Here is a 22,821-nt window from a genome sequence, read left to right on the forward strand (position 1 = left end):
AGGAAACTTCGGCTTCCACCGAACTCTCCGTGGGGCAACTTCCTAACTTTACCGGACCAGGCCGAATCCGTCAAATCCGAAGTTCCGGATAAGCCCGACTCGTCCCCATCTGGGCACCCACGACACAGTCCCGCTTTCGCGGAGGTGATCAAGGGAAGAAAGGTGTCCGGTTTTCACCGGCTCGTTGAACATTACGCGGCCGCGGCCCACCCGGCAAATCGGGGGGCCGCGACCCGCATCACACCAGCTCGACGCCGGCGATGGTCTTCTTACCTCGGCGCAGCACAAGCAGTTTTCCGTGCAGAAGCGCGCCCGGCGAAGCGGGATCGTCCACGTTGGATACCCGCTCGTTGTTGACGTAGACCCCACCTTCGGCGGCGGCGCGGCGGGCATCGCCCAAACTGGACGCCAGCCCGGAATCCTTGAGCAGCAACGCCAATGATGGCAGCTCGGACACCTGAAGCAGCCCAGCTTCGGCCAGTGCCGCCCGCAACGTGGACACCCCGAGCTCGGCGAGGTCGCCCCGGCCGAACAGTGCCTGCGCGGCCGTGATCACCTGTTGCGTCTCGTCCTTGCCGTGCAGGAGAGTGGTCAGCTCCTCGGCGAGGGCCTTCTGCGCGGCGCGGGCGAAGGGACGCTCGGCGGTCTCCCGCTCCAGCTCCTCGATCTCCTCCCGCGAGCGCAGGCTGAAGTACTTCAGGTACGGGATCACGTCACGGTCGTCGACGTTGAACCAGAACTGGTAGAACGCGTACGGCGTCGTCATCTCCCCGTCGAGCCAGATCGTGCCGCCCTCGGTCTTGCCGAACTTGGTGCCGTCGGCCTTGGTGACCAGCGGCGTGCAGAAGGCGTGGACCGGGCCGGCCCCGCGGCGGCGGATGTAGTCGACGCCCGAGGTGATGTTGCCCCACTGATCCGAGCCGCCGAACTGCAGCACGCAGCCGTGACGCTGGTTGAGCTCGTAGAAGTCGTTGCCCTGGATGAGCTGGTAGGAGAACTCGGTGAAGCTGATTCCGCTTTCCAGCCGGTTCTTGACGATGTCTTTGGCGAGCATCCTGTTGACGGGGAAGTGCTTGCCCACGTCGCGCAGGAACTCGATGGCCGACATCGGGCCCGTCCAGTCGAGGTTGTTGACCATCGTGGCCGCGTTGGGGCCGTCGAAGTCGAAGAACGGCTCGACCTGCCGCCGGATCCGCTCGACCCAACCCGCCACCACGGACGGGTCATTGAGCGTGCGCTCTCCGCTATCTTTCGGGTCGCCGATTTGACCGGTGGCACCCCCGACAAGAAGTAACGGTTTGTGGCCGGCCAATTGCAATCGGCGAGCGGTGAGAACCTGGACGAGGTTACCGATATGAATGCTCGCCGCGGTCGGATCGAAGCCCACATAGAACGTCACCTGGCCGGATACCAGGGCCTTTCGGAGATCGTCCAATCCGGTGGAGTCTTTGAGCAGACCACGCCAATGCAGGTCATCGAGAATGTCGGTCACCACCCGATTGTCTCCTATACCCCCTGCACTCGCGCATCCGGTTTAGCCCGCCTATTGTCCTTGTCTATGGCCGAACGCGAGAAGGTTGCTCATCTCCTGCGGAGAGCTACTTTCGGTCCCACTGCCGAAGAGGTAGATGAGGCCGAAAAGGCTGGATATGCGGCAACCGCGGAACGTCTCATCAACCCCCCAACCCCTGACACAGCCCCTGGCCCGCCGGCCCTGACCGGCGCCAAAGATGTGCAGATCCTCCGCCTCACCGAATGGTGGCTCGACCGCATGGTGGCCACCCCTCACCAGTACCAAGAAAAACTGGTCTTCTTCTGGCACGGCCATTGGGCGACCAGTTACGAAAAGGTCGACACCTCGCAGTTGATGCTCGGACAGCAGAACCTCTTCCGCCAGCTCGGCAGGGGCGACTTCGCGGCGTTCGTCAAGGCGATGGTGCGCGACCCGGCCCTGATCCTCTGGCTGGACGGCCAGCGCAACACCAAGAAGGCGCCCAACGAGAACCTCGCGCGCGAGCTGATGGAGCTGTTCACCGTCGGCATCGGCAACTACACCGAGGCCGATGTGCAGCAGGGCGCCCGGGCACTGACCGGCTGGACGGCGAACAAGGGCAACGGCGCGGTCAAGCTGGAGATGAGCCGCTTCGACGGCGGCGACAAGACCATCCTCGGCCAGACCGGCAAGTTCGACACCGACGGCTTCGTCGACATTCTGATGAAGCAGCCCGCGACGGCGAAGTTCCTTGCCCAGCGCCTGTGGTTCCGGTTCGCATCGGGAGCGCCCATCCCGGCCGACGCCGAGCAGCGGATGACGGCCGCCTACGGCGCCAACCGTGATCTCAACGCGCTGACCGGCGCGCTGCTGAAGGACCCGGCCTTCCCGGCGACCCGCGGTCAGCTGGTCAAACAGCCCATCGAGTGGGCGGTCGGGGCCATGCGGCAGCTTGGCCTGCGCCCGTCGACGTTCAACGACGCCGACCGCAAGCAGCTCGTCGAGCTCCTTGAGGACATGGACCAGATCGTCTTCCGGCCGCCCAGCGTGGGCGGCTGGCCCGACGGGCCGTCCTGGTTGACCACCGCGTCGGTCCAGGTGCGGCTCCGGCTGGCCGAGATCCTCGCCACCAAAGCGCCGGCCGTGATCATCGACAGGCTCAGCGCGGTCCCCGAGCAGACCCGGGTCGACGCACTCGGACGCCTGCTGGTGGTCGATGTCTGGACGCAGCGCACGCGGCAAGCTCTGAACGGTTCCGCCAAAGACGTCCGCAAACTGCTGGCTCTGGGCCTGATCAGCCCCGAGTACTGCGTGCACTGAGGAGTAGCGATTATGGATGCAGTAACCAGACGCAAATTCCTCATCGCGAGCGGCGTCACCGGAGCTGGTGCGCTGGCGCTGGGCGCGACCTCGTTCAGCATCCAGGACATCCTGGAGACCGCGGGCGAGGCACCGGGCGCCGATGGGCCGGGCACGCTGGTGATGGTGACCCTTTACGGCGGCAACGACGGCCTCAACACCGTCATCCCGTTCGCCGACAAGGCCTACCAGGCCGCGCGGCCGGAGCTGTCCTACGGTGCCGACGAAGTGCTCAAGCTGTCCGAGACCATCGGGCTCAACCCGGCGATGACCGGATTCAAGCGGCTCTTCGACGAGAAGCGCTTGGGCATCGTGCACGCGGTGGGCTACCCCAAGCCCGACCGCAGCCACTTCCGGTCGATGGACATCTGGCACACCGCCAACCCGGTTCGCCCCACCGGCACCGGCTGGCTGGGCCGCTGGCTCGACACCGTCGGCGGTGACCCCCGCCTGGCGCTCTCCTTCGAGTCCGTCCTGCCGCCGCTGCTGGCCGGCGAGCTCAGCGCGGGCGCTGTGGTCGGGCGCAACGGGGTGAAGCTGCCCAAGACACTGAACATCAAGACCGTCTCCGCCCTGGGCGAGCCGGCCGCGGGCGAGTCGTCGCTCCAGGCACGAGCCGCGTCCTGCTTCGCCGACCTGCGCAACGTCGACACCTTCATCCAAGGCGTCAACGACAGCGCCAAAGTCACCGGCCAGGCCCGCGCCACCGGAACAGGCGGGCAGAGCGCTCTGGCCAACCAGCTCAACCTCGTCGCACAATGCATCGAGGCCAAGGTGGCGACCCGGGCATTCTCGGTGTCCCTGGGCGGTTTCGACACCCACGCCGACGAAAAAGCACCACACTCGGCGCTAGTGGGCATGCTCGACCGGGCAGTGACCGCGTTCATCGATCGCATCTCAGCCACCGAGCAGGGCAAAAAGACCACGGTGGCGATCTACTCCGAGTTCGGTCGGCGGGTCAAAGCCAACGCCTCCCAAGGCACCGACCACGGCGCAGCCCACGACGTGATTCTGGTCGGCGGCGGCGTCAAGGGCGGCCTGCACGGCGAGCCCCCCAACCTGACCAAACTGGACGATGGCGATGTCAAGTTCACCACCGATTTCCGCGACATCTACGCCAGCCTGCTAGAACACGTCCTGCTGTCAGACGCGGGTCGCATGCTCGAAGGCTGGAAGGGCCGCCTCAAAGGCGTGTTCTGAGTTTCGCCCTTGCCAAACCGCGGCCTGTCCATCAGGCCGCGGTTTCTTTGTGCTTTTCTTTGTCGCAGGCCCGTTGTGCTCACCGCCCGTTGCTCCCGTCGCGCACCGGTCAGGCCTAGCCGGCCTTTCCCTGCCAGCCCCGTGCTCCCCAACCCCTCACCCCCACCCGCGCCGCAATCCACGCCACGCGCCGCACCGCCGCTCGGTGGTGATCATCGCGCTCCCGGGGCGGCCGGGAAAGCGGAGGTGGGGTGTCGTTATGCCGCACCTTTGCTCTGCACCCATAGGCGCAATTTCATGGTCAATGTGCGTCTATGGCTGCAGAGCAAAGGTGCGCGGAAGGGGGACACCTCCCGCTGGTCGGTGCCAGCGGCGAGCGCCGTGCCGCGCGGCGCGGCACGGCGGAAGTTTGGGCGCGGTGAGAGCAGGGGGCGGGGTTGGTTAGAAGGTCCAGTTGCGGGGGATGCGGATCGCGGCGATCTGCTTGGCCATGCGTTCGATCAGGGGGGCGGCTAGCCAGAGCAGCACGAAGGCGTAGTAGACGAGCACGGCCAGCTGCCAGAAGGCTAGGGTCGGCTTATCCACGAAGGGGTACCACAGCGAGCTGAACTCCGGCGTGAAGTGGCACAGGAACGCGTATTGGTAGTAGTTGACGAAACACGTCCCGGGCCAATAAGCACCCAGGATCAGGCTGTCGAAGCCGATCCAGATGGACAGGATGAGGATCGCCAGCGCGGCCAGGTTCGCCAGCAGGGACGCGTTGCGGTAGCCGATGGCGACAGCCAGCGCCAGCGACGCGGGCAGGATGCCGAGCAGGAAGAAACGCGGGCCCCACCAGTCGCCGCCGTACCAGCTCCACCAGGTCGCGTAGGCGAGGACGAGCCCACCCAGGAAAAGCATCCACAGCAGGTAGGCGCGATACAGGTCTATTCCGGCCGGGTCGTGGATTTCGCGAAGCCGTTTGCGTACCGGGAGAAGGATGCCCGGCAGATAGAAAACCAGGCCTTTTCCGAAGGAGAAGAGAATCGCCAGTACCCCAAAGAAAAATGGGTAGGAGAAGCCATCCAATCCGGAGTAAGGCATCACCGTTTTGGCGATTTGAACATTGTTGGTGTACTCGGCGTCGAAGCCGCGGCGCAGCCCGATCTCGGCCAGCACAAGCAATCCGCCCACGACCGCCGGAATGAGATAGCGCAAGCGTTTTGCGTGCACGGTCTCGGCGAGCGAGACGAATCCCAGCCCGACCAGCGAAGCCGGGGTGTTGGCCGCGCCGAGCACGATCGCGCTCCAGCCGACGGCGCTGTGCCGGGCCAGCACGGCCAGGATGCCAAGGCCGACACCGAGCATGGTGAAGGTCTCGCCGTAGAAGTTGTTCACGTTCGGCGCGATCATGCTGCCCGCCACGAGCAGCAAAAGGAAGCGGCGCAGCAGGTCACGGTCCATCAAGTCGCGAAGCAACCAGTAGGTGACGCCGATGCCGAGCGCAAAGATGATCACGTTGTAGTGACGCAACCAGATGTCCACGTCGCCGGCGAGCGCACCGAAAAGCCATACCGGCGCGGCGAAGAGCGGACCGATCATGGAATAGATGGTGTCGGACAGCTGCCCCTGTTCCAGAAGCATCCGCAGCGCGTCATAGCGCGCCAGCCCGTCCGCACCCAACCGCTGATCCTGAGCGACCGTGAGAAGCACCAGGCCAATCACGATCAACGAGCCCTCGATTCCGGGCCTTACTGAGGCAGCACGCATGCCACGGCACGCTAGCGTATTAGGCGTGGCTACGGAGTACAGCGGCACCGGCGATCCGACCCGAAGCATGACGCTGCTGTGGGGATTGCAGGACAAGCCCAAGCGTGGGCCCAAGCCACGGCTGACAGTTGACCAGATCACCCGGGCTGCGATCGAGCTGGCCGACGCGGAAGGTTTTGAAGCGGTCTCGATGCGGCGCATCGCCGAAAAGCTCGGCGGCGTCACGGCGATGTCCCTCTATACCTACGTCCCGGGCAAGGGCGAGCTGCTCGACCTGATGCTCGACGCGGTCTACGGCGAGGCCCTCGGCCCGATCCCGCAGGGCGGTTGGCGTGAACGGCTGGAGGCGGTGGCACGGCGCAACCGCAGGCTTTACCTGAGCCACCCGTGGCTCATCCAGATCGCCATCGCCCGGCCCGGCCTGGGCCCGAACCTGCTCGCCAAGTACGAGCTGGAGCTCAGCGTCGTGGAAGGCCTCGGCCTGACCGACGTCGATATGGACCTGCTCCTGAGCATGATCGGCGATTATGTGCACGGGGCAGCACGCGCCGCGATCTATGCGGCCCAAGCCGAGAAGCACACGGGCATGACCGACAACCAGTGGTGGGAGGCGCACGCGCCGCTGCTGGAGAAGGTGTGGGATCCGGCGAAGTACCCGGTCGCGAGCCGGGTCGGCAACACCGCCGGCCAGGAATACGGCGCGGGCGACCCGGAGCGCAGCTTCGAGTTCGGGCTGCAGCGCCTGCTCGACGGCGTGGAAGCCCTTATCGCGCGGCGCGCGCAGGGCCGCTGACGGGCGCCCGCTTGGGGACGTGGCGTTTGTATGAACTCACCGTCGGGTCATCGGTGAGCCAGAAACGCCACGGATAGTCGTGCGCGGAGGAAACGCCAACCCGTGGACCTGCGCTGATCTGGCCAGCCTTGACCTTGCGCGCTGGCGGAACGAGCCGAACCGGCCCGGTGATGAGCGAAGTCCCGTAGATCTCAGGCCCGATCCCGAGCGCTCTGACCAGGCATCCAGGCCCGCGCGCCAGGTCCCGGTCGGCGCGGGCCGTGGGACGGCGCTCGCGGGCGATGTCAGCACCTTCCACGACCTCCCCCGCCCGCAGCAGCACCGCGGCCGCGTCGCCGGGCTGTCCACACACGACATTCAGACAATAGTGAGCGCCGTATATGTAATAGACATAGGCCACGCCTGCTTCGCCGAACATCACCGAGTTGCGCGGGGTCCGGCCCCGGTCGGCATGGCTGGCCGAATCACGCCCGCCGCCGAGGTAGGCCTCGGTTTCGGTCAACCGCACCGTGACACCATCGCCCACGAGATGCCAGCCGAGCAGCGATCGCGCGACCGTGACGACCTGCTCGGCCGGCAGGTCGAGCCACTTGTAGTCCGCTTTGCTCAACTCCCGCAGACCCCGGTAGTAGGGGTCAAGGTGACCACGACGAACTTGGCTGTCGGGGTGGTCTCCATCCGCACTGAATAGCCGCGGATCCCTTGGCCCGAGTCGTCACCCACGAGAGTCGCGATCATCGACAGCTCGACGTCCATCCCCACCTGCATCCACAGCTCGGTACATGGCTTGGCGTAAGCGGTGGTCGCCTGGCTGGCGGTGACGAGGGTGGCGGCGGCGATCAGCATCACCGCTGTGCCCGCCCGTCTTGCGATGCGCTTGCGCATGACGAGAGCCTACCGCCGGTTCACCAGATCGACGAGGCGCTGGGCTGCTCCAATGTGGACGGCTAGATGTCGAATTCGCCGTCCTTGGCGCCACCGATGAAGGCACGCCACTCGGCAGGGGTAAAGATCAATGCCGGACCGGTCGGGTCCTTGGAGTCGCGGACGGCAACAGCATCGGGCAGCGCTGCAACCTCCACGCAGGCACCGCCGTTGTCACCGCTTCGGGTGCTCTTGCGCCAGACGGCGCGGGACAGGTCATTCATTGTGGATCTCCCCTGCGATCTTGTTGATCATGTTCCTCGATTCTGCCTTATCGAGAGCGAGCACATCCAGGCCAGACCAGACATCCTCATACGCGGAAAGCTCGTCGGGCTTGTCGAGGTAGATCGCTCCGGTCAATGACTCGCTGTAGACGGTCGACGGCTCAGTGGAGGCCCGGCCGACGTTGCTCGGAAAGTCCAGGATGTAGAAGGTGCCGGCAACTGCACCACGGTGTGGACCGGCGGCAAGTGGCAGAACGCGCACAGACACAGTGGGCAGCTTCGCTACCTGGATGAGCTGGTGCAGCTGCTCGATCATCGCCCCGCGATCTCCGATCGTGCGTCGTAGCACCGCCTCGGACACGATCGCTTCCACTTGAGGCGGTGGGGGCAGCCTGCGGGTCAGGAGGGTCTGTCGCTGGAGCCGCACGTCAATCGCGCGCTCACGGTCGTCCTCGCTCATTGCTGAGCGCTGTTCGTAGACAGCCCGCGCGTACCCGCGCGTCTGCAGCAGGCCCGGTATGAGCGACTCGTCGTACAGGCGCAGGCGCGAGGCGGAGGCCTCCAGCCCGACGAACAACTCGAACCATTGCGGAACGACGTCGCCGTAGGCGTGCCACCAGCCGCGCGATTTGGTCTCCGCTGCCAGGCCCACGGCCACTTCAGTCATATCCGGGGCCACGCCGTACAGGTCGCACATCGCCTTCACATCCAGTGCCCGGACCGGTCCCATGCCGCTCTCGATGCGCCAGATCTTCTGCCGGCTGTATTCCAACGCTGTAGCTGAGGCATCGAGGGTGACACCGGCCTCCGTGCGCAACTGTCGGAGAAGTCGGCCGAGTTGTCTACGCGGCACCGTCGAATTGATCTCCTCAGCCATCGCCGGCTCCCTTCGTTGCATCCTGAAACACTCGCTTGATTCTCCCCGCAACATCTAATTGTTTCGGTAAGAAAAGTCAATGCTTTCAATGGATTTTCCATGATGGAATGTTGCATTTTGCATCGGCCTGCCAGAACATTGGTACAGGCATGGCGATCTGTGGATCTCCCAAGAACAAGCCGGTCGCCATGCCGTAGCAAAGGCGAATCTGGCCATCGCCATTGGCATTGAAGCAATCACGCACTCGATGAACGGTGCAGTCCTGCGCTGCAAACGGAAGGAGCAACCGCTGTGACTTCACAACGACAAGAGTTGGTCATCGACGAACACCCTGGGCCGGTCGTTGGCCGGCATCGCCAGCTGGATGACGCTCCAGCTTGGAACAACTCAACGATGGTTGTTCAGCTCATTCGAAACACCATGGTGGACAAGGGATGGCGTGCGGCGCGGGAACCGTCTCGTGCGGAAGGTCCTTCACTCGAGCTGGCGCGCCGTCCGCTTGACTTCGGCGTTGGGCTGTGGCGATGAGTGTCTGGACCACCCGCGCCGACGAGCCCGTTGGCCCAGGCGATCTCGTGGCGTTGAGCGTGCTTGCTCACTCGGATGCGGTGGGGCGCATCGTGGCTGGGGCCGACGACGGCACGATTCAGTGCCTCTTGGTTCGTGGGGGCAACGCCAAGGCGGGCACCTTCGTTCATGTCGAGGCAGATCAGCTTCTTGTCCGAGTCTTCAGCTAGGCGCGCAAATCATGTCCGCTTCGAAGCTGCGGCTCGTCGTTTCCAATCCGGTAGCCGAGCAGCCCTGCAGCTGCCGCACTTGGGGGTTACTCGGCCGCATCACCCGCGATCTGATTCTCTGCGACTTCATGGATTGGGCACGGCTGCTGCACCAGGTACAGCTAAAGCTGTTGGCTCGTGGCGAGTACGTGGCGATCTGTGAGTTGTTGGCCCGTTGCCCGGGTCGCGGCCGTGCCCGTCGCGTAATGACTGAGCTGTGTGCTTGGGCAAACTGCGCCCGCGTCACCCTGGAACTTAGCCCATCGAGCCATTGGGGATCTGATGTGGAGCGCCTAACAAATTTCTATGCGCCCCTTGGCTTTGAGCCCAACACCGAGTCCGACGAACACTTCTGCGTACAGGAAGCCATGATCCGCTATCCGGTCAAAGGCCGTGGCCATGTGCGGCTGTGATCACACAATCCAAATTCTAGCTATTGGAGAGCACCATGAACGTAGCCGAACTGCTCATCACCGGCTTCGATGGCGACAAGGCTATCTTCGCCGCCAGCTTGGCACCCAACATGGCGGCGACCGTCGTCGCCTGCGTTGAGGGCGGTAGAGAATCGACCGTCGAGGTGTGTGCTGAGCAGGCGACCCCCGCGTTTACTTCAATTCGTCGACTGGTTGAGGACCTAGCCCGGCCCACATCGAGCTTGCCCTGAGGTCCGCTCGCTCCGACGATTGGATCCTTTGTTTAAGCCTCGAGGTTCTTGGTGTTGCTGGTGCCGGTTTGCGAGAATCGATGATTGTCGTGGTCGATCGGGTGGAGGTTTGATGTCGCGGTCCCAGTTGGTTTCTTATGGAGTCGACGACGGTGTGGTGGCCATCGAGATCGAGCCGGTGGAAGGTCTTGTGCCAGCCAGTGTTACCGAGGTGGCCGGACAGGTCAGCGAGGCTGTGCAGCCAGCGCTCGCGGCGGCACGTGTGGTGTTGGACAAGGTGCGGGCGCTGGCTCCCGATGGGGTTGAGGTCCGGTTCGGGGTGAAGGTGACCGGGACCGCCAACTGGGTGGTGGCCAAGGCAGCGACAGAGGGCAACTTCGAGGTCACGTTGTCCTGGCAGCCAGGGCGTTCCTCGGCGCAGGGGTGACCTTGTGGTGGGATTGCGTCCACGTTGGGATCCGTGGACGGTGGCGATCCACAAAAGCGAAGACGATGAGCAGCCGCTAGGCGGTGGCGTGGTGATCGATGCATGGCGTGTGTTGACTTGCGCCCATGTCGTGGCCAAACACTCGCCAACGACGCCGATGTGGGTCGCCTTTCCGAAGGCGGGGGTAGCGCGGTCCTTGCGTCGCCAAGTGGTCCGAGTTACCGAGGGACCCGTGAGCACCGATGTCGCGGTGCTCGAATTGGCGCAGCCGGTCCCGCCGCAGGTCAGGCCGGCACCGTTGCGGTCACCGCACGCATCGGATCTCGTGGATGAGCCATGGTGGGCCTTCGGCTTTCCGCACGGCCAGCCGCTGGGCAGCGACGCCCACGGAGTGGTGGGAGCGGCCCTGTCCTATGGATGGATGCGGCTGGACACCGAATCCCGGCACGTGGTCAAGCCAGGTTTCAGCGGATCAGGGGTGTGGTCGCCGCGTTATGAGGCGATAGTCGGCCTCATCGCGCAGGCTCACGCTGGCGGAGATCATCACGGTGACGCCGTCGCGGTGACGTTGCATCAGGCGATTCAGGACCTGCCGCACGAGAAGCTCGCCGGTGTTGCGGCGTGGTCGGTACAGGCGGCGGGTGAGTCTGCGCTGGCTGCGTGGGGCTGGTCGCTGGAGTCGGACGTAGAGGCGGTCCGCCACTGGCGACCGCGAGCTCGCGGGGTCGCGGTCGACGCCGAAGGCGGCTTCCGATTCAAGGGGCGGCGCGCGGCGTTGACGGCCATCGTGGATTGGCTGGACCGGCCGAACCCGGATCGGTCGGTGATGGTGGTGACCGGCTCGCCGGGTGTCGGCAAATCGGCGGTGCTCGGGCGGGTGGTGACGACGGCCGATGCGCAGCTGAGAGCGGCGCTGCCCGAAAGCGATGACAACGTCAAGGCGACGGCCGGATCGGTAGCGTGCGCGGTGCATGTCAAGGGCAAGACAGCCCTCGACGTGGCGGTGGAGGTTGCACGGGCAGCCGCAATCCGGCTGCCCAGCCAGCCGGACGAGCTGGCGCCAGCGTTGTACCGGCGTTTGGCGGCAGCAGAAGCCGTCCGGTTCAACATTGTTATCGACGCGCTGGACGAGGCCACCGACGCGCAACAGGCTCGCTTGATCATCAGCGAGATCGTGCTGCCCGTCGCGCGGATCTGCGCGGAGGTGGGCGCGCAGGTGGTGGTAGGGTCACGCCGACATGACGACGGTGGCGACCTACTGGCGATGTTTGAGCCAGGCAATCAGCTCGTCGACCTTGACACTCAGCACTTCTTCGCCGCTGAGGATCTCATTGCCTACACACTTGCCACCCTGCAGCTGACCGGAGCCGAGCGCGTGGGAAACCCATACGCCGATCGGACAGTTGCGGCTCCGGTCGCTGCCCGGATCGCCGCGTTGGCGCAGCGGAACTTCCTGGTCGCCGGTCTGGTAGCACGTCGGCATGGCCTGTACGACATCAACCCGGTCGCTCTGGAAGCGTTGGTGTCGCTCGATATTTCCGAAGCGTTGGACGCCTATCTGCGACGTTTGCCATCGGTGGGTTCGGCGCAGGCCAGCTTGGCGTTGACCGCCCTCGCATTCGCTGAAGCGCCAGGATTGACCACGTCCCTTTGGCGCACAGTCCTCTCCGGGTTGGGAGCCGACGTCGACGTCGCACAATTGACTGCTTTCGCCGAGTCATCGGCCGCCAACTTTTTGATCGAGTCCAGCTCAGAGGGCACAGCTCATCGGTATCGACTGTTCCACCAGGCCCTCAACGACACTCTGTTGACCCGACGCGCCAAGCAACACCGCCAAGCCGACGACGAAGGGCGCATTACGTCGGCGTTGATGGCAGAGGGAAGCACCAACAGCTGGACCCAGGCCGATCCGTATCTATTGCGCTCATTGCCCTGGCATGCCTACCGGGCGGGCATGCTCGACTCGTTACTGCTCGACGACCCTTACCTACTGCGTGCCGACCTACTTCGCTTGCTTCCGCTGGCCGCCGGTGCCAACCTGGCGGAAGCGGCACGCAGCCGCGTCCGGCTCTTGCGACTAACACCCGCCGCGCTCACCGCCGATCCATCCCACCGCGCCGCACTTTTCAGCGTCACCGCCGCGTTAGAAGGACTTGGTGACGGCTTTGCACCTCACCATCCAGCACCATATCGGGCTACGTGGGCAGCGGTGGCTCACCGCACGGAGTGGTCCATACTAGAGGGTCACACAGGCTGGGTTCGGGCGGCGTGCCCGGTGATGGTGCAGGGCCGCAACCTACTCGCCTCCGCAAGTAGCGACCGAACAGTGCGTTTGTGGGATCCAGAAACAGGGCAGCAGCAACGCATCCTGGAAGGCCACACCGGTCCGGCATTAGCGGTGTGCCCGGTGATGGTGCGAGGCCGCACCCTGCTCGCCTCCGCAAGCGACGACCACACGGTGCGGCTATGGGACCCGGAAACAGGACAGCAGCAACGCATCCTGGAGGGCCACACCCGCAGGACGTTGGCGGTGTGCCCAGTGGTGGTGCAGGAGCGCACCCTGCTCGCTTCCGCAGGCAGCGACGGGACAGTGCGGTTGTGGGACCCGGAAACAGGGCAACAGCAACGCATCCTGAGCGGCCACACCGGCTGGGTGCGGACGGTGTGCCCGGTAATGGTGCAAGGCCACACGCTGCTCGCCTCCGCAAGCGACGACGGGACAGTGCGGTTGTGGGACCCGGAAACAGGGCAACAGCAACGCATCTTGGACGGCCACACCAGCTGGGTGTTGGCGGTGTGCCCTATCGTGGTGCAGGACCGCACCCTGCTCGCGTCCGCGGGCAACGACGGAACAGTACGGTTATGGGACCCGGAAACAGGGCGGCAGCAACGCTTGTTGGAGGGCCACACCGGCACGGTGTTGGCGGTGTGCCCAGTGGTATTGCAAGGCCGCACCCTGCTCGCCTCCGCAAGCGAAGACGGGACGGTACGGTTATGGAACCCGGAAACAGGGCAACAGCAACGCATCCTGAGGGGCCACACCAATTGGGTGCGGACGGTGTGCCCAGTGGTCGTGCAAGGCCGCACTTTGCTCGCCTCCGCAAGCGACGACCGGACCGTGCGACTATGGGATCCCGAAACTGGCCAACAGCAACGCATCCCCGGGGGCCACACGAACACGGTTTTGGGAGTCTCCACGATCGTGGTACGTGGCCACACCCTGCTCGCCTCGGCAAGCGACGACCGGACCGTGCGACTATGGGATCCTGAAACAGGCCAACAGCAACGCACGCTGGACGGCCACACCAGCTGGGTATCGGCGGTGTGTCCGGTGGTGGTGCAAGGCCACACCCTACTCGCCTCCGCAAGCGGCGACGGGACAGTACGGTTATGGGACCCAGAAACCGGACGTGAGTATCGACGAAAGTCCGCCTTCCCTTGGATCAGACGAGCATCAATCCCCATGAAGCACCGCGTGGGCCCGGTGTGGGCCGTATGCTCGGTGGTGGTGCAAGGCCACACCCTGCTCGCCTCCGCAGGCAACGAAGGAACTGTGCGGCTGTGGGACCCAGAGACACAGCAACAGGAACGCACCTTGGAAGGCCACACCGGCTGGGTGCGGACTGTGTGCCCGGTAGTGGTGCAAGGCCACACCCTGCTCGCCTCCGCAAGCGACGACGGGACTGTGCGGCTATGGGACCTAGAAACAGGGCAACAGCGACGAACCCTGAGGGGCCACACCGACAGGGTGCGGACGGTGTGCCCGGTGGTCGTGCAAAGCCACACCCTGCTCGCCTCCGCAAGCGACGACCGGACCATACGGCTATGGGACCCGGAAACAGGCCAACAGCAACGCACGCTGGAAGGCCATACCGGTCCGGTATTAGCGGTGTGCCCGGTCGTGTTGCAAGGCCGCACCCTGCTCGCCTCCGCAAGCACCGACCGGACAATGCGGCTATGGGACCCGGAAACCGGGTCCCATACCACGATTCCCTTACACAATCAGGGCTATGGCCTTGCCTGGATAGGAGATCAGGTCACCGTTGCACTCAGCTCGGGTCTGCTGTCAATACGACTGCAGATCTAGCGTTCAGGAGATCGGTGCGGCCGCCCAGGTGTGCCACTTCTGGACCTGCTCGGTGACCACGGCCAGCTGGTCCGCGACCGGGCCGGGGCCGGTTGAGCCGGGGGTGGTGCGGGCCGCCAGGGCCGAGGAGACGGTGAGCACCTGGCGCACGTCTGGCGTCAGGTGTGGGCTGACCTTGGCCAGGTCGTCGTCGCTGACCTCGTCCAGCTCGCATTCGCGGACGGCGCACAGCGCCACCAGCTGCCCGGTGATCTCGTGCGCGGAGCGGAACGGGACTGAGCGGCGCACCAGCCAGTCGGCCACCTCGGTGGCGAGCGAGAAGCCCACCGGCGCGGCTTTGGCCAGCCGGTCGACCCGCACCGTCATCGTGCTGATCATCCCGGTGAGCGCTGGCAGTACCAAGGACAAGGTGTCTATGGCATCGAAGACCGGCTCTTTGTCTTCCTGCATGTCCCGGTCGTAGGTCAGCGGCAGGCCCTTGAGCATGGTCAGCACGCTGACCAGACCGCCGATGAGGCGACCGGCCTTGCCCCGGGCCAGTTCGGCGATGTCCGCGTTCTTCTTCTGCGGCATGATCGAGGACCCGGTGGTGAACGCGTCGTCAAGCTCAACCCAGCCGAACTCGTGCGAGGTCCAAAGTACGACCTCCTCCCCCAGCCGCGACAGGTGTACGCCCAAAAGCGCTGTCACGAAAAGGAATTCGGCCACGAAGTCGCGGTCGGAGACGGCGTCCATGGAGTTGGCGAAGGACTCGCGGAAGCCGAGCTCCTTGGCCACCGCCGGCGGATCCAGCGGAAGCCCTGACCCGGCAAGGGCTCCGGCGCCCAGCGGGCTGACCGCCGCCCGCACATCCCAGTCGCGCAGCCGATCCAGGTCGCGCAGCAGTGGATGCACGTGGGCCAGCAGCCAGTGTCCAAACACGACAGGCTGGGCGTGCTGCACGTGGGTCAGACCGGGGGCCGGGGTGTCGACGTGGCCGGCGGCCTGCTCAGTGAGCGCCTGCGCCAGGTCGGCGATCTGCTGGGCGAGCCCGCGCGCGTGGTCACGCAGGTAGAGCCGAAGGTCGGTGGCGACCTGGTCGTTGCGGGAGCGTCCGGCGCGCAGCTTGCCGCCGAGGGCGCCCAGCCTTTCCAGCAGACCGCGTTCCAGCGCGGTGTGCACGTCCTCGTCCTCGATGGTCGGGCGGAACTGGCCGGTCTCCACCGCGACGTCCAGATCGTCAAGCGCGGCAAGGATTTCGCCGAGCTCGTCGGGGTCCAGCAGCCCGGCCGCGGCGAGCACGCGGGCGTGGGCGCGGCTGGCCGCGATGTCGTACCGGGCCAGTCTCCAGTCAAAATGGACACTCACCGAAAGCCGGGCCAGCGCTTCCGCCGGCCCGGTTTCAAAACGCCCGCCCCAAAGCCTCACTTGCCCGCGTCCCGGTGGGCCGCCAGCCGTGAGGGCAGGCCCCACAACTCGACGAAGCCACGGGCGAGGGACTGGTCGAACTTGTCGCCCTCGTCGTAGGTGGCCAGATCGAAGTTGTAGAGGGAGCTTTCCGAACGGCGCCCGGTGACGACGGCGCGGCCGCCGTGCAGGGTCATCCGGATCTCGCCGGAGACGTGCTTCTGGGTCTCGGCAATGAACGCATCCAGCGATTGGCGAAGCGGCGAGTACCACAGGCCGTCATAGACAAGCTCGCCCCAGCGCTGGTCGACCGAGCGCTTGAAGCGGGCCACATCCCTTTCCACGGTCACGTTTTCCAGCTCCTGGTGAGCAGTGATGAGTGCGATCGCGCCGGGCGCCTCGTAGATCTCGCGGCTCTTGATGCCCACCAACCGGTCTTCCACCATGTCGATGCGGCCGACGCCCTGGGCGCCTGCGCGGCGGTTCAGCTCGGTGATGGCCTGCAGCGGCGTCACCGTCTCGCCATCGATCGCCACCGGCACGCCCTGGTCGAAGGTGATGATCACTTCGTCGGCGTCGCGGGCCACGGCCGGGTTGTGGGTGTAGGAGTAGATGTCTTCGATCGGGCCGTTCCAGATGTCCTCCAGGAACCCGGTCTCCACCGCGCGGCCGAACAGGTTCTGGTCCACCGAATACGGCGAGCGGTGCGACACATCGATCGGCAGGCCCTTGGCCTCCGCGTACTCGATGGCCCTGTCCCGGGTCCAGGCGTAGTCGCGCGCGGGCGCGATCACCTTCAGCTGCGGGGCCAGCGCGCCGATGCCGACCTCGAAGCGGACCTGGTCGTTGCCCTTGCCCGTGCAGCCGTGCGACACGATGGTGCCGCCGTGCTTGGCGGCCGCCGCGACCAGATGCTTGACGATCAGCGGCCGGGAAAGCGCGCTGACCAGCGGATAGCGGTCCATGTAGAGGGCGTTGGCGCGCACCGCGGGCAGGCAATAGTCGGCCGCGAACTCCTCCTTGGCGTCCACCAGTTCCGCCTCGATGGCGCCGCAGGCGAGCGCTCGCTTGCGAATCGCCTCCATGTCCTCCCCGCCCTGGCCCACATCGACAGCGACCGCGATCACCTCGGCGCCGGTCTTTTCCGCCAGGTACGGGATGGCCACAGACGTGTCCAGGCCACCCGAGTAAGCGAGAATCACCCGCTCAGTCATTGCTTCCAGCTCCCTCTTCTATTCCAGCCCACCGGGCAAGTTTGTCAGCAAGGTCGGCGCCCCCCATTGGATCACGCGCCACCACAAGAATCGTGTCGTCGCCGGCAATGGTGCCGACAATCTCCGGGACGCCGCTGCGGTCTATCGCGCTGGCCAGGAACTGCGCCGCGCCCGGAGGTGTGCGCAGCACGGCCAGATTGCCGCTGTGGTCTGTCCCGTTGAGCAACTCATGTAACAACCGCACCAGCTTCGCCGAGCCGGTCTCCACCGGGCGCAGCACGGGGTTGCCGTCCTCCGGGATCAGGTAGACGCCGCCCACCTTGATCGCGCGAAGCTCTTCCAGGTCTCGGCTCAACGTCGCCTGGGTGACCTGAACCCCTTCGGCGGCAAGCAATTCCCCCAACTCGGTCTGCGAGCGCACCGCCTTTGCCCGGATCAGATCCTCGATCCGGGCGTGTCGCGCGACACGGGTCTGCGGGTTGGTCATTCCTTCCCGTCCACCAGGAACGCGAGCAGCGCCTTCTGCGCGTGCAGGCGGTTCTCTGTCTGATCGAAGACGACGCTCTGCGGCCCGTCCATCACCTCATCGGTGATTTCCTCTCCCCGATGCGCGGGCAGGCAATGCAGAACGATCGCATTAGGCACCGCTTTGAGCAGTTCCCCATTTATCTGGTACGGAAGGAACGGCGTGATCCGGTCGATCCCGTCGTTCTCCATCCCCATCGACGTCCAGGTGTCCGTTGCCACCACATCGACCCCGGCCACGGCCTCGTGCGGGTCGGTCAGCAGGGTGACCGAGCCGCCGGTCTGCTCGGCGATTTCCTTGGCCCGCTCGGTGATGTGCTCGGCGGGCGTGAAGCCGACCGGGCTCGCCACACGCACATGCATGCCCGCCGTGGTCCCACCGAGCAGATAGGAGTTGGCCATGTTGTTGTTCCCGTCGCCGAGGTAGGCGATCGTCTTTCCGGCCGTGCCGCCCAGATGCTGGCGGATCGTCATCAGATCGGCCAGCACCTGGCACGGGTGGTAGCCGTCGGTCAGCGCGTTGATGACGGGCACCGTGGCGTACTCGGCGAGTTCGGCTATCCGGCTGTCGGCGAAGGTGCGAATGACAATCGCGTCGGCGTAACGCGACAGTGCCCGCGCCGCGTCGGCCATCAGCTCACCACGGCCGAAGTGGGTGGTCTGCGCGTCAACGATGACCGGCGTGGCGCCCAGCTGGGCGATGCCCACCTCGAACGAGACGCGGGTGCGCAGGGAAGGCTTCTCGAATATCACCACGACCGCTTTGCCCGCGAGAGCCTTGCCGGGCTTGAGCGTCAGGACCTCTTCCTGCTGCGCCGGGCTGAGATCGTCATCCTTGAGAAAATGCTTGATCATTGAGCTGCTTCCAGAACTTCGGCAAGCGCGACGACGAAGGCGTCGGCCTGGGCATTGGTCAAAATAAGCGGCGGCGCGATCCGGATCACGTCGGGCTGCGCGGCGTTGACCAGGAATCCCTTCTCCCGCAACGCATTAGCGACTTCCCCTGCGCTGGGCGCGGCCTTGCCCACTTCGACCGCGACCTCGCCGCCCTGCAACGCGACCGCACTGTCGGAGACCGAGCTGGCACTGCCACTAGGCGCCGCATGGCCGCCGGAGGCCGCTTTCGGGTGCGCGCTGAGCACGATGCCGAGCAGGAGGCCCGCGCCGCGCACGTCGCTGACGTAAGGCAGGCCGACGATGCCGCGGCGCAGCCGCTCGCCTACCCGCTTGACGTGATCGAGCAGTCCGTCGGCGGCGATGGTGCGCAGCACGGCGAGCCCTGCCGCGCAGGCGACCGGGTTACCGCCGAAGGTGGTGCCGTGGTGACCCGGCTGGAACAGTGCAGCGGCCCCTCCCGGGTTGCTGCCGGCGAAAGCGCCGTCGGCGAAGGCCACCATGGCCCCGATGGGCAGCCCGCCGCCCAGCCCCTTGGCCAGCGTGATGATGTCGGGGGCGACCCCCTCGGCCTGATGGGCGAACCAGTGTCCGGTGCGGCCCACCCCGGTCTGCACCTCGTCGAGGGCCAGCAGCGCGCCGTGCTTGTCACACAGCGCTCTGGCCGCGGCGAGGTATCCGGGCGGGGCCGGGACCACGCCCGCCTCGCCCATGATGGGCTCGAGGATGACCATCGCGGTCTGGCCGTCGACTTCCGCCCGCAGCGCCTCCACGTCCCCGAACGGCACGTGCACCACGAAGGCGGGCAACGGCTTGAACGGGTCCCGTTTGGACGGTTGCCCGGTGAGCGCGAGCGCCCCCATGGTGCGCCCGTGGAAGGCCTGCTCGGTGGCGATAATCTTGGTGCGGCCGGTGAGCCGGGAGAGCTTGAACGCGGCCTCGTTGGCCTCGGCCCCCGAGTTGCAGAACAACACCCGGCCGGGCCGGCCGGTCAGCGCCAGCAGCAGCTCGGCCAGGGCCACGGTGGGCTCGGCGACGAAGAAGTTCGAAACGTGGCCCAGCCGCGCGATCTGTTTGGTGACCGCCTCGATGATGGCCGGGTGCCCGTGTCCGAGCGCGTTCACCGCTATCCCGGCAAGCATGTCCACGTAGGACTTTCCGGTCTCGTCGAAGACGACCGCACCGGCGCCGCTCACCAGCCCGACGGCGGGGGTGCCGTAGTTGTTGGCCAGCGCCTGTTCCCAGCGCTCCGAAAGCGTCGTCATGGGAGCACCACCGTTCCGTGGGCGTGCAGGGACGTCCCGATCGCGGCTGAGGGGACTCCGGCGCGCACCGCGCGCAGGCAAGCCTCCATCTTTGGCACCATGCCCTTCTCCAGGCTCGGCAACAGCTCTTCCAGCTCCTGCGCGGTGATTTTTTCGATGAGGCTGGAGGCGTCCGGCCAGTTGCGGTAAAGGCCGGGCACATCCGTGATCATGACTAGCTTGTTGGCCCGCAAGGCGATGGCGAGCCCGCCCGCCGCGATGTCGGCGTTGAGGTTGTGCGGCACCCCTTCGGCGTCGGGCGCGAGCGTCGAGACGACGGGGACGTAGCCGTTGTCGGCCAGGGTGTGAATGAGCGACGGGTCGATCGAGGCGACGTCGCCGACCAGTCCGATGTCCTGTGGCACGCGGCGGGCCGTGATGAGCCCGCCGTCCTCGCCGGAAAGGCTGACCGCTTTGGCGCCGGCCCGCGCGAGCGAGCCGACCAGATCCTTGCCCACCGACAGCAGCACCATGCGCGCGATCTGCATGACCTCGGGCGTGGTGACCCGCAACCCGTTGCGGAACTCGGAGGTCAGGCCGACCCGGTCGAGCATGGCCGAGATCTGCGGGCCGCCGCCGTGGACGACGACGACCTTCTGCCCCGCTTTCACCAGCGCTGCCACGTCCTGCGCGAAGGACGACCCGGCCGACATCGCGTGCCCGCCGTACTTGACGACCGTGATGCTCACGACGAATACGCCGAGTTCTCGTGGACGTAGGCGTGCGACAGGTCGTTGGTCCACACCGTCGCTGTTTGCTTGCCCGCGTTGAGGTCCACCACGATGCTGATGTTCTCGCCCGACAGGTCGACCTTCGAGCGGTCCTCGGCGGCCGCGCCCCCGCGACACACCCAGACCCCGTTGATGGCCACGTTCAGCTCGTCGGACTCGAACTGCGCCGACGTGGTGCCCACCGCGGCGAGAATGCGGCCCCAGTTGGGGTCGTTGCCGAACAGCGCGCACTTGACCAGGTTGTTGCGCGCGATGCTGCGGGCCACCTCGACCGCGTCCTGCTCGTCGGCCGCGCCGACCACCTCGATGGTGATCTTCTTGGTGTGCCCCTCGGCGTCGTCGAGAAGCTGCTGTGCCAGATCGTGGCAGGCTTTGGTGACCGCTTCGGTCAGCTCCTCCTGGGTCGGCTCGACGCCGGAGGCGCCGGAGGCCAGCAGCAGCACGGTGTCGTTGGTGGACATGCAGCCGTCGGAGTCGAGCCGGTCGAACGTGACCCGGCACGCCTGTGTGAGCGCTTCGTGCAGCGCGTCGCCGCCCGCGCTCGCGTCGGTGGTGATGACGCAGAGCATGGTGGCCATGGCGGGCGCCAGCATGCCCGCGCCCTTGGCCATCCCGCCCACCGTCCAGCCGTCGCCCTCGACGACCGTCGTCTTAGGACGGGTGTCGGTGGTCATGATGGCCAGCGCGGCGTCGTCTCCCCCGGTGCGCTCAAGTTTGCGCACCGCACTGTCCACTCCGGACAGAAGGTTGGCCATGGGCAGGCGTTCCCCGATGAGGCCTGTCGAACAGACGGCGACCTGCCCGGGCCCCATGCCCCCCAGCTTGGCGGCCACATGTTCGGCGGTGCGGTGGGTGTCCTGAAATCCGGCTGGGCCGGTGCACGCGTTGGCGCCACCCGCGTTGAGCACCACCGCTCGCACGGCGCGCCCCTTGAGCACCTGCTGACTCCAGAGCACCGGGGCGGCCTTGACCCGGTTGGCGGTGAACACCCCGGCAGCCGTCGCGTCGGGCCCATCGTTGAGCAGGAGGGCGACGTCCAGGTTCCCGGAGGTTTTCAGCCCGGCCGCGACGCCGGAGGCTTTGAATCCCTTTGGTGCAGTAACACTCATGGCGCTACTCCGAAGGCAGATAGGCCGGAGGTTTCCGGCAGGCCCAGCATGATGTTGGCGCATTGGACGGCTTGGCCCGCCGCGCCCTTGCCAAGGTTGTCCAGAGCGCTCACCACGATGATGCGCCCGCTGTCGACGTCCACCGTGGCTTGCAGGTGAACGCTGTTGGAACCAAGCGTGGCACCGGTGTGCGGCCACTGCTTTTCTGCCAGCACATGCACGAACGGCTCGTCGGCGTAGGCGTCGAGCAGCACTTCGCGTACCACCGCTTCGGTGATGTCACAGCTGGTAGGAACGGCGGTCACCGTGGCCAGGATGCCACGCGGCATCGGCGCCAGGACCGGTGTCATGGAAAGGGTGTGCGCGCCGGTCGCCTGCTTGATCTCGGGAACATGTTGGTGCGCCCCGACTTTGTAGGGCGACAGGTCTCCCATCACCTCGCTGCCCAGCAGATGGGTCTTGGGCGACTTGCCCGCGCCCGAGGTTCCGGAGGCGGCGACCACCACCACGTCGGCCGGCTCGGCGAGCCCGCTGTGCAGCAGGGGCGCCAGCGCCAGGGTGATGGTGGCGGCGTAGCAACCGGTTGCCGCCACCCGATCGGACGAGCGAATCTTCTGGCGCTGGCCGGGCAGCTCGGGCAGGCCGTAGGTCCACGCTCCGGCGTGCGGGCCGCCGTAATAGCGTGCCCACGCCTGCTCGTCGAGCAATCGATGGTCGGCTCCGAGATCGACCACCCGCACGCCAGCAGGCAATTGGGCGGCGATCGCCGCCGACTCACCGTGAGGCAGGGCAAGGAAGACGAGGTCGGCCGTTGCCAGGGCCTGCGGATCGGTGGCGCTCAGCCGGAAATCAAGCCCGGCCAGGTGCGGATGTACCGCCGCGACCGGCTGGCCGGCCTGGGAATGTGCGGTGGCGCAAATCAGGTCGAGCTCGGGGTGCCCGGCGATCAGGCGCAGCAGCTCGCCACCGGCGTATCCACTTGCTCCCGCGACCGCGATCCGGATCCCCATACCCACCTCCGCATAAACATTCGCTTGGTAAGCATACGGAAGGGCGTATGTTCATGCAAATGAGATCTGGCTCACT

Annotated in this window: 22 protein-coding genes and 1 pseudogene; 8 read left to right on the top strand and 15 right to left on the bottom strand. The window is 66.1% G+C overall.

What is annotated here, in order from left to right; all coding sequences use genetic code 11:
• Window positions 1–238 precede the first annotated feature (238 nt).
• On the bottom strand, window positions 239–1,492 hold the full coding sequence (tyrS, locus tag Rhe02_RS43500) for a tyrosine--tRNA ligase (RefSeq protein ID WP_203914398.1): 1,254 nt from the start codon (window positions 1,490–1,492) through the stop codon (window positions 239–241).
• 66 nt (window positions 1,493–1,558) lie between these two features.
• Between tyrS and Rhe02_RS43505 the strand changes: the two genes are divergently transcribed.
• Window positions 1,559–2,812, top strand: a complete 1,254-nt coding sequence (locus Rhe02_RS43505; protein WP_203914399.1) for a DUF1800 domain-containing protein — start codon at window positions 1,559–1,561, stop codon at window positions 2,810–2,812.
• Between the two features lie 12 nt (window positions 2,813–2,824).
• Window positions 2,825–4,051: a DUF1501 domain-containing protein gene (locus tag Rhe02_RS43510; RefSeq protein ID WP_203914400.1), complete on the top strand. Its 1,227-nt coding sequence runs from the start codon at window positions 2,825–2,827 to the stop codon at window positions 4,049–4,051.
• Window positions 4,052–4,492: 441 nt separating this feature from the next.
• Here Rhe02_RS43510 and Rhe02_RS43515 read toward each other — a convergent pair whose 3' ends face one another.
• On the bottom strand, window positions 4,493–5,800 hold the full coding sequence (locus Rhe02_RS43515; RefSeq protein WP_203914401.1) for a hypothetical protein: 1,308 nt from the start codon (window positions 5,798–5,800) through the stop codon (window positions 4,493–4,495).
• 25 nt (window positions 5,801–5,825) lie between these two features.
• Here Rhe02_RS43515 and Rhe02_RS43520 point away from each other — a divergent pair, with 25 nt between their 5' ends.
• Entirely contained in the window at window positions 5,826–6,593 is a 768-nt protein-coding gene (locus Rhe02_RS43520; RefSeq protein WP_239124432.1) for a TetR/AcrR family transcriptional regulator, read from the top strand.
• Here the strand turns inward: Rhe02_RS43520 and Rhe02_RS43525 are convergent.
• The 5 genes from Rhe02_RS43525 to Rhe02_RS43545 form a co-directional block, all read right to left on the bottom strand.
• Entirely contained in the window at window positions 6,565–7,203 is a 639-nt protein-coding gene (locus Rhe02_RS43525) for a DNA-3-methyladenine glycosylase (RefSeq protein ID WP_203914403.1), read from the bottom strand. The two genes, Rhe02_RS43520 and Rhe02_RS43525, sit on opposite strands and share 29 nt — an antisense overlap.
• Complete coding sequence (locus tag Rhe02_RS43530; protein ID WP_203914404.1) at window positions 7,200–7,478, bottom strand: hypothetical protein; 279 nt, start codon at window positions 7,476–7,478, stop codon at window positions 7,200–7,202. The genes Rhe02_RS43525 and Rhe02_RS43530 overlap by 4 nt, the downstream gene beginning before the upstream one ends.
• Before the next feature lie 62 nt (window positions 7,479–7,540).
• On the bottom strand, window positions 7,541–7,741 hold the full coding sequence (locus tag Rhe02_RS43535; RefSeq protein ID WP_203914405.1) for a DUF397 domain-containing protein: 201 nt from the start codon (window positions 7,739–7,741) through the stop codon (window positions 7,541–7,543).
• Window positions 7,734–8,618, bottom strand: a complete 885-nt coding sequence (locus Rhe02_RS43540; RefSeq protein ID WP_203914406.1) for a helix-turn-helix domain-containing protein — start codon at window positions 8,616–8,618, stop codon at window positions 7,734–7,736. Before Rhe02_RS43540 ends, Rhe02_RS43535 begins: the two co-directional genes overlap by 8 nt.
• Before the next feature lie 85 nt (window positions 8,619–8,703).
• On the bottom strand, window positions 8,704–8,919 hold the full coding sequence (locus Rhe02_RS43545; RefSeq protein ID WP_203914407.1) for a hypothetical protein: 216 nt from the start codon (window positions 8,917–8,919) through the stop codon (window positions 8,704–8,706).
• A 223-nt stretch (window positions 8,920–9,142) separates the two neighbouring features.
• On the opposite strand from Rhe02_RS43545, the gene Rhe02_RS43550 reads away from it, so the two are divergent.
• The 5 genes from Rhe02_RS43550 (at window position 9,143) to Rhe02_RS43570 (ending at window position 14,572) form a co-directional block, all read left to right on the top strand.
• On the top strand, window positions 9,143–9,355 hold the full coding sequence (locus Rhe02_RS43550) for a hypothetical protein (RefSeq protein ID WP_203914408.1): 213 nt from the start codon (window positions 9,143–9,145) through the stop codon (window positions 9,353–9,355).
• Between the two features lie 11 nt (window positions 9,356–9,366).
• The gene (locus Rhe02_RS43555; protein ID WP_203914409.1) at window positions 9,367–9,807 is read left to right on the top strand and encodes a hypothetical protein; all 441 of its coding nucleotides are present in this window, start codon (window positions 9,367–9,369) and stop codon (window positions 9,805–9,807) included.
• Between the two features lie 35 nt (window positions 9,808–9,842).
• Window positions 9,843–10,058, top strand: a complete 216-nt coding sequence (locus Rhe02_RS43560) for a hypothetical protein (RefSeq protein WP_203914410.1) — start codon at window positions 9,843–9,845, stop codon at window positions 10,056–10,058.
• 112 nt (window positions 10,059–10,170) lie between these two features.
• The gene (locus Rhe02_RS43565; protein ID WP_203914411.1) at window positions 10,171–10,485 is read left to right on the top strand and encodes a CU044_2847 family protein; all 315 of its coding nucleotides are present in this window, start codon (window positions 10,171–10,173) and stop codon (window positions 10,483–10,485) included.
• A gap of 40 nt (window positions 10,486–10,525) precedes the next feature.
• Entirely contained in the window at window positions 10,526–14,572 is a 4,047-nt protein-coding gene (locus tag Rhe02_RS43570) for a trypsin-like peptidase domain-containing protein (protein WP_203914412.1), read from the top strand.
• 3 nt (window positions 14,573–14,575) lie between these two features.
• Here Rhe02_RS43570 and argH read toward each other — a convergent pair whose 3' ends face one another.
• The 8 genes and pseudogenes from argH to argC all read right to left on the bottom strand — a co-directional run bounded on the left by argH (window position 14,576) and on the right by argC (window position 22,745).
• Window positions 14,576–16,024 carry an argininosuccinate lyase gene (gene argH, locus Rhe02_RS43575; RefSeq protein WP_203914413.1) on the bottom strand — a complete coding sequence of 483 codons (1,449 nt, stop codon included), beginning with the start codon at window positions 16,022–16,024 and terminating at the stop codon, window positions 14,576–14,578.
• On the bottom strand, window positions 15,976–17,172 hold the full coding sequence (locus Rhe02_RS43580; protein WP_203914414.1) for an argininosuccinate synthase: 1,197 nt from the start codon (window positions 17,170–17,172) through the stop codon (window positions 15,976–15,978). The genes argH and Rhe02_RS43580 overlap by 49 nt, the downstream gene beginning before the upstream one ends.
• Window positions 17,165–17,659, bottom strand: a complete 495-nt coding sequence (locus tag Rhe02_RS43585; RefSeq protein WP_203914415.1) for an arginine repressor — start codon at window positions 17,657–17,659, stop codon at window positions 17,165–17,167. The genes Rhe02_RS43580 and Rhe02_RS43585 overlap by 8 nt, the downstream gene beginning before the upstream one ends.
• Window positions 17,656–18,552, bottom strand: coding sequence for an ornithine carbamoyltransferase (gene argF, locus Rhe02_RS43590; RefSeq protein ID WP_203914416.1), 897 nt, complete (start codon window positions 18,550–18,552; stop codon window positions 17,656–17,658). The genes Rhe02_RS43585 and argF overlap by 4 nt, the downstream gene beginning before the upstream one ends.
• Window positions 18,549–19,856 carry an acetylornithine transaminase gene (locus Rhe02_RS43595; RefSeq protein ID WP_203914417.1) on the bottom strand — a complete coding sequence of 436 codons (1,308 nt, stop codon included), beginning with the start codon at window positions 19,854–19,856 and terminating at the stop codon, window positions 18,549–18,551. Before Rhe02_RS43595 ends, argF begins: the two co-directional genes overlap by 4 nt.
• Window positions 19,853–20,599: pseudogene (gene argB, locus Rhe02_RS43600) on the bottom strand (acetylglutamate kinase); the annotation flags it as partial. The gene Rhe02_RS43595 and the pseudogene argB, both read right to left, overlap by 4 nt.
• Window positions 20,581–21,735, bottom strand: coding sequence for a bifunctional glutamate N-acetyltransferase/amino-acid acetyltransferase ArgJ (argJ, locus tag Rhe02_RS43605; protein ID WP_203914418.1), 1,155 nt, complete (start codon window positions 21,733–21,735; stop codon window positions 20,581–20,583). The gene argJ and the pseudogene argB, both read right to left, overlap by 19 nt.
• A complete protein-coding gene (gene argC, locus Rhe02_RS43610; RefSeq protein ID WP_203914419.1) occupies window positions 21,732–22,745 on the bottom strand; it encodes an N-acetyl-gamma-glutamyl-phosphate reductase in 1,014 nt (337 codons plus the stop codon). Before argC ends, argJ begins: the two co-directional genes overlap by 4 nt.
• Window positions 22,746–22,821 lie beyond the last annotated feature (76 nt).

The sequence above is a fragment of the Rhizocola hellebori genome (genome assembly GCF_016862955.1).
GTDB classification, from domain to species: domain Bacteria; phylum Actinomycetota; class Actinomycetes; order Mycobacteriales; family Micromonosporaceae; genus Rhizocola; species Rhizocola hellebori.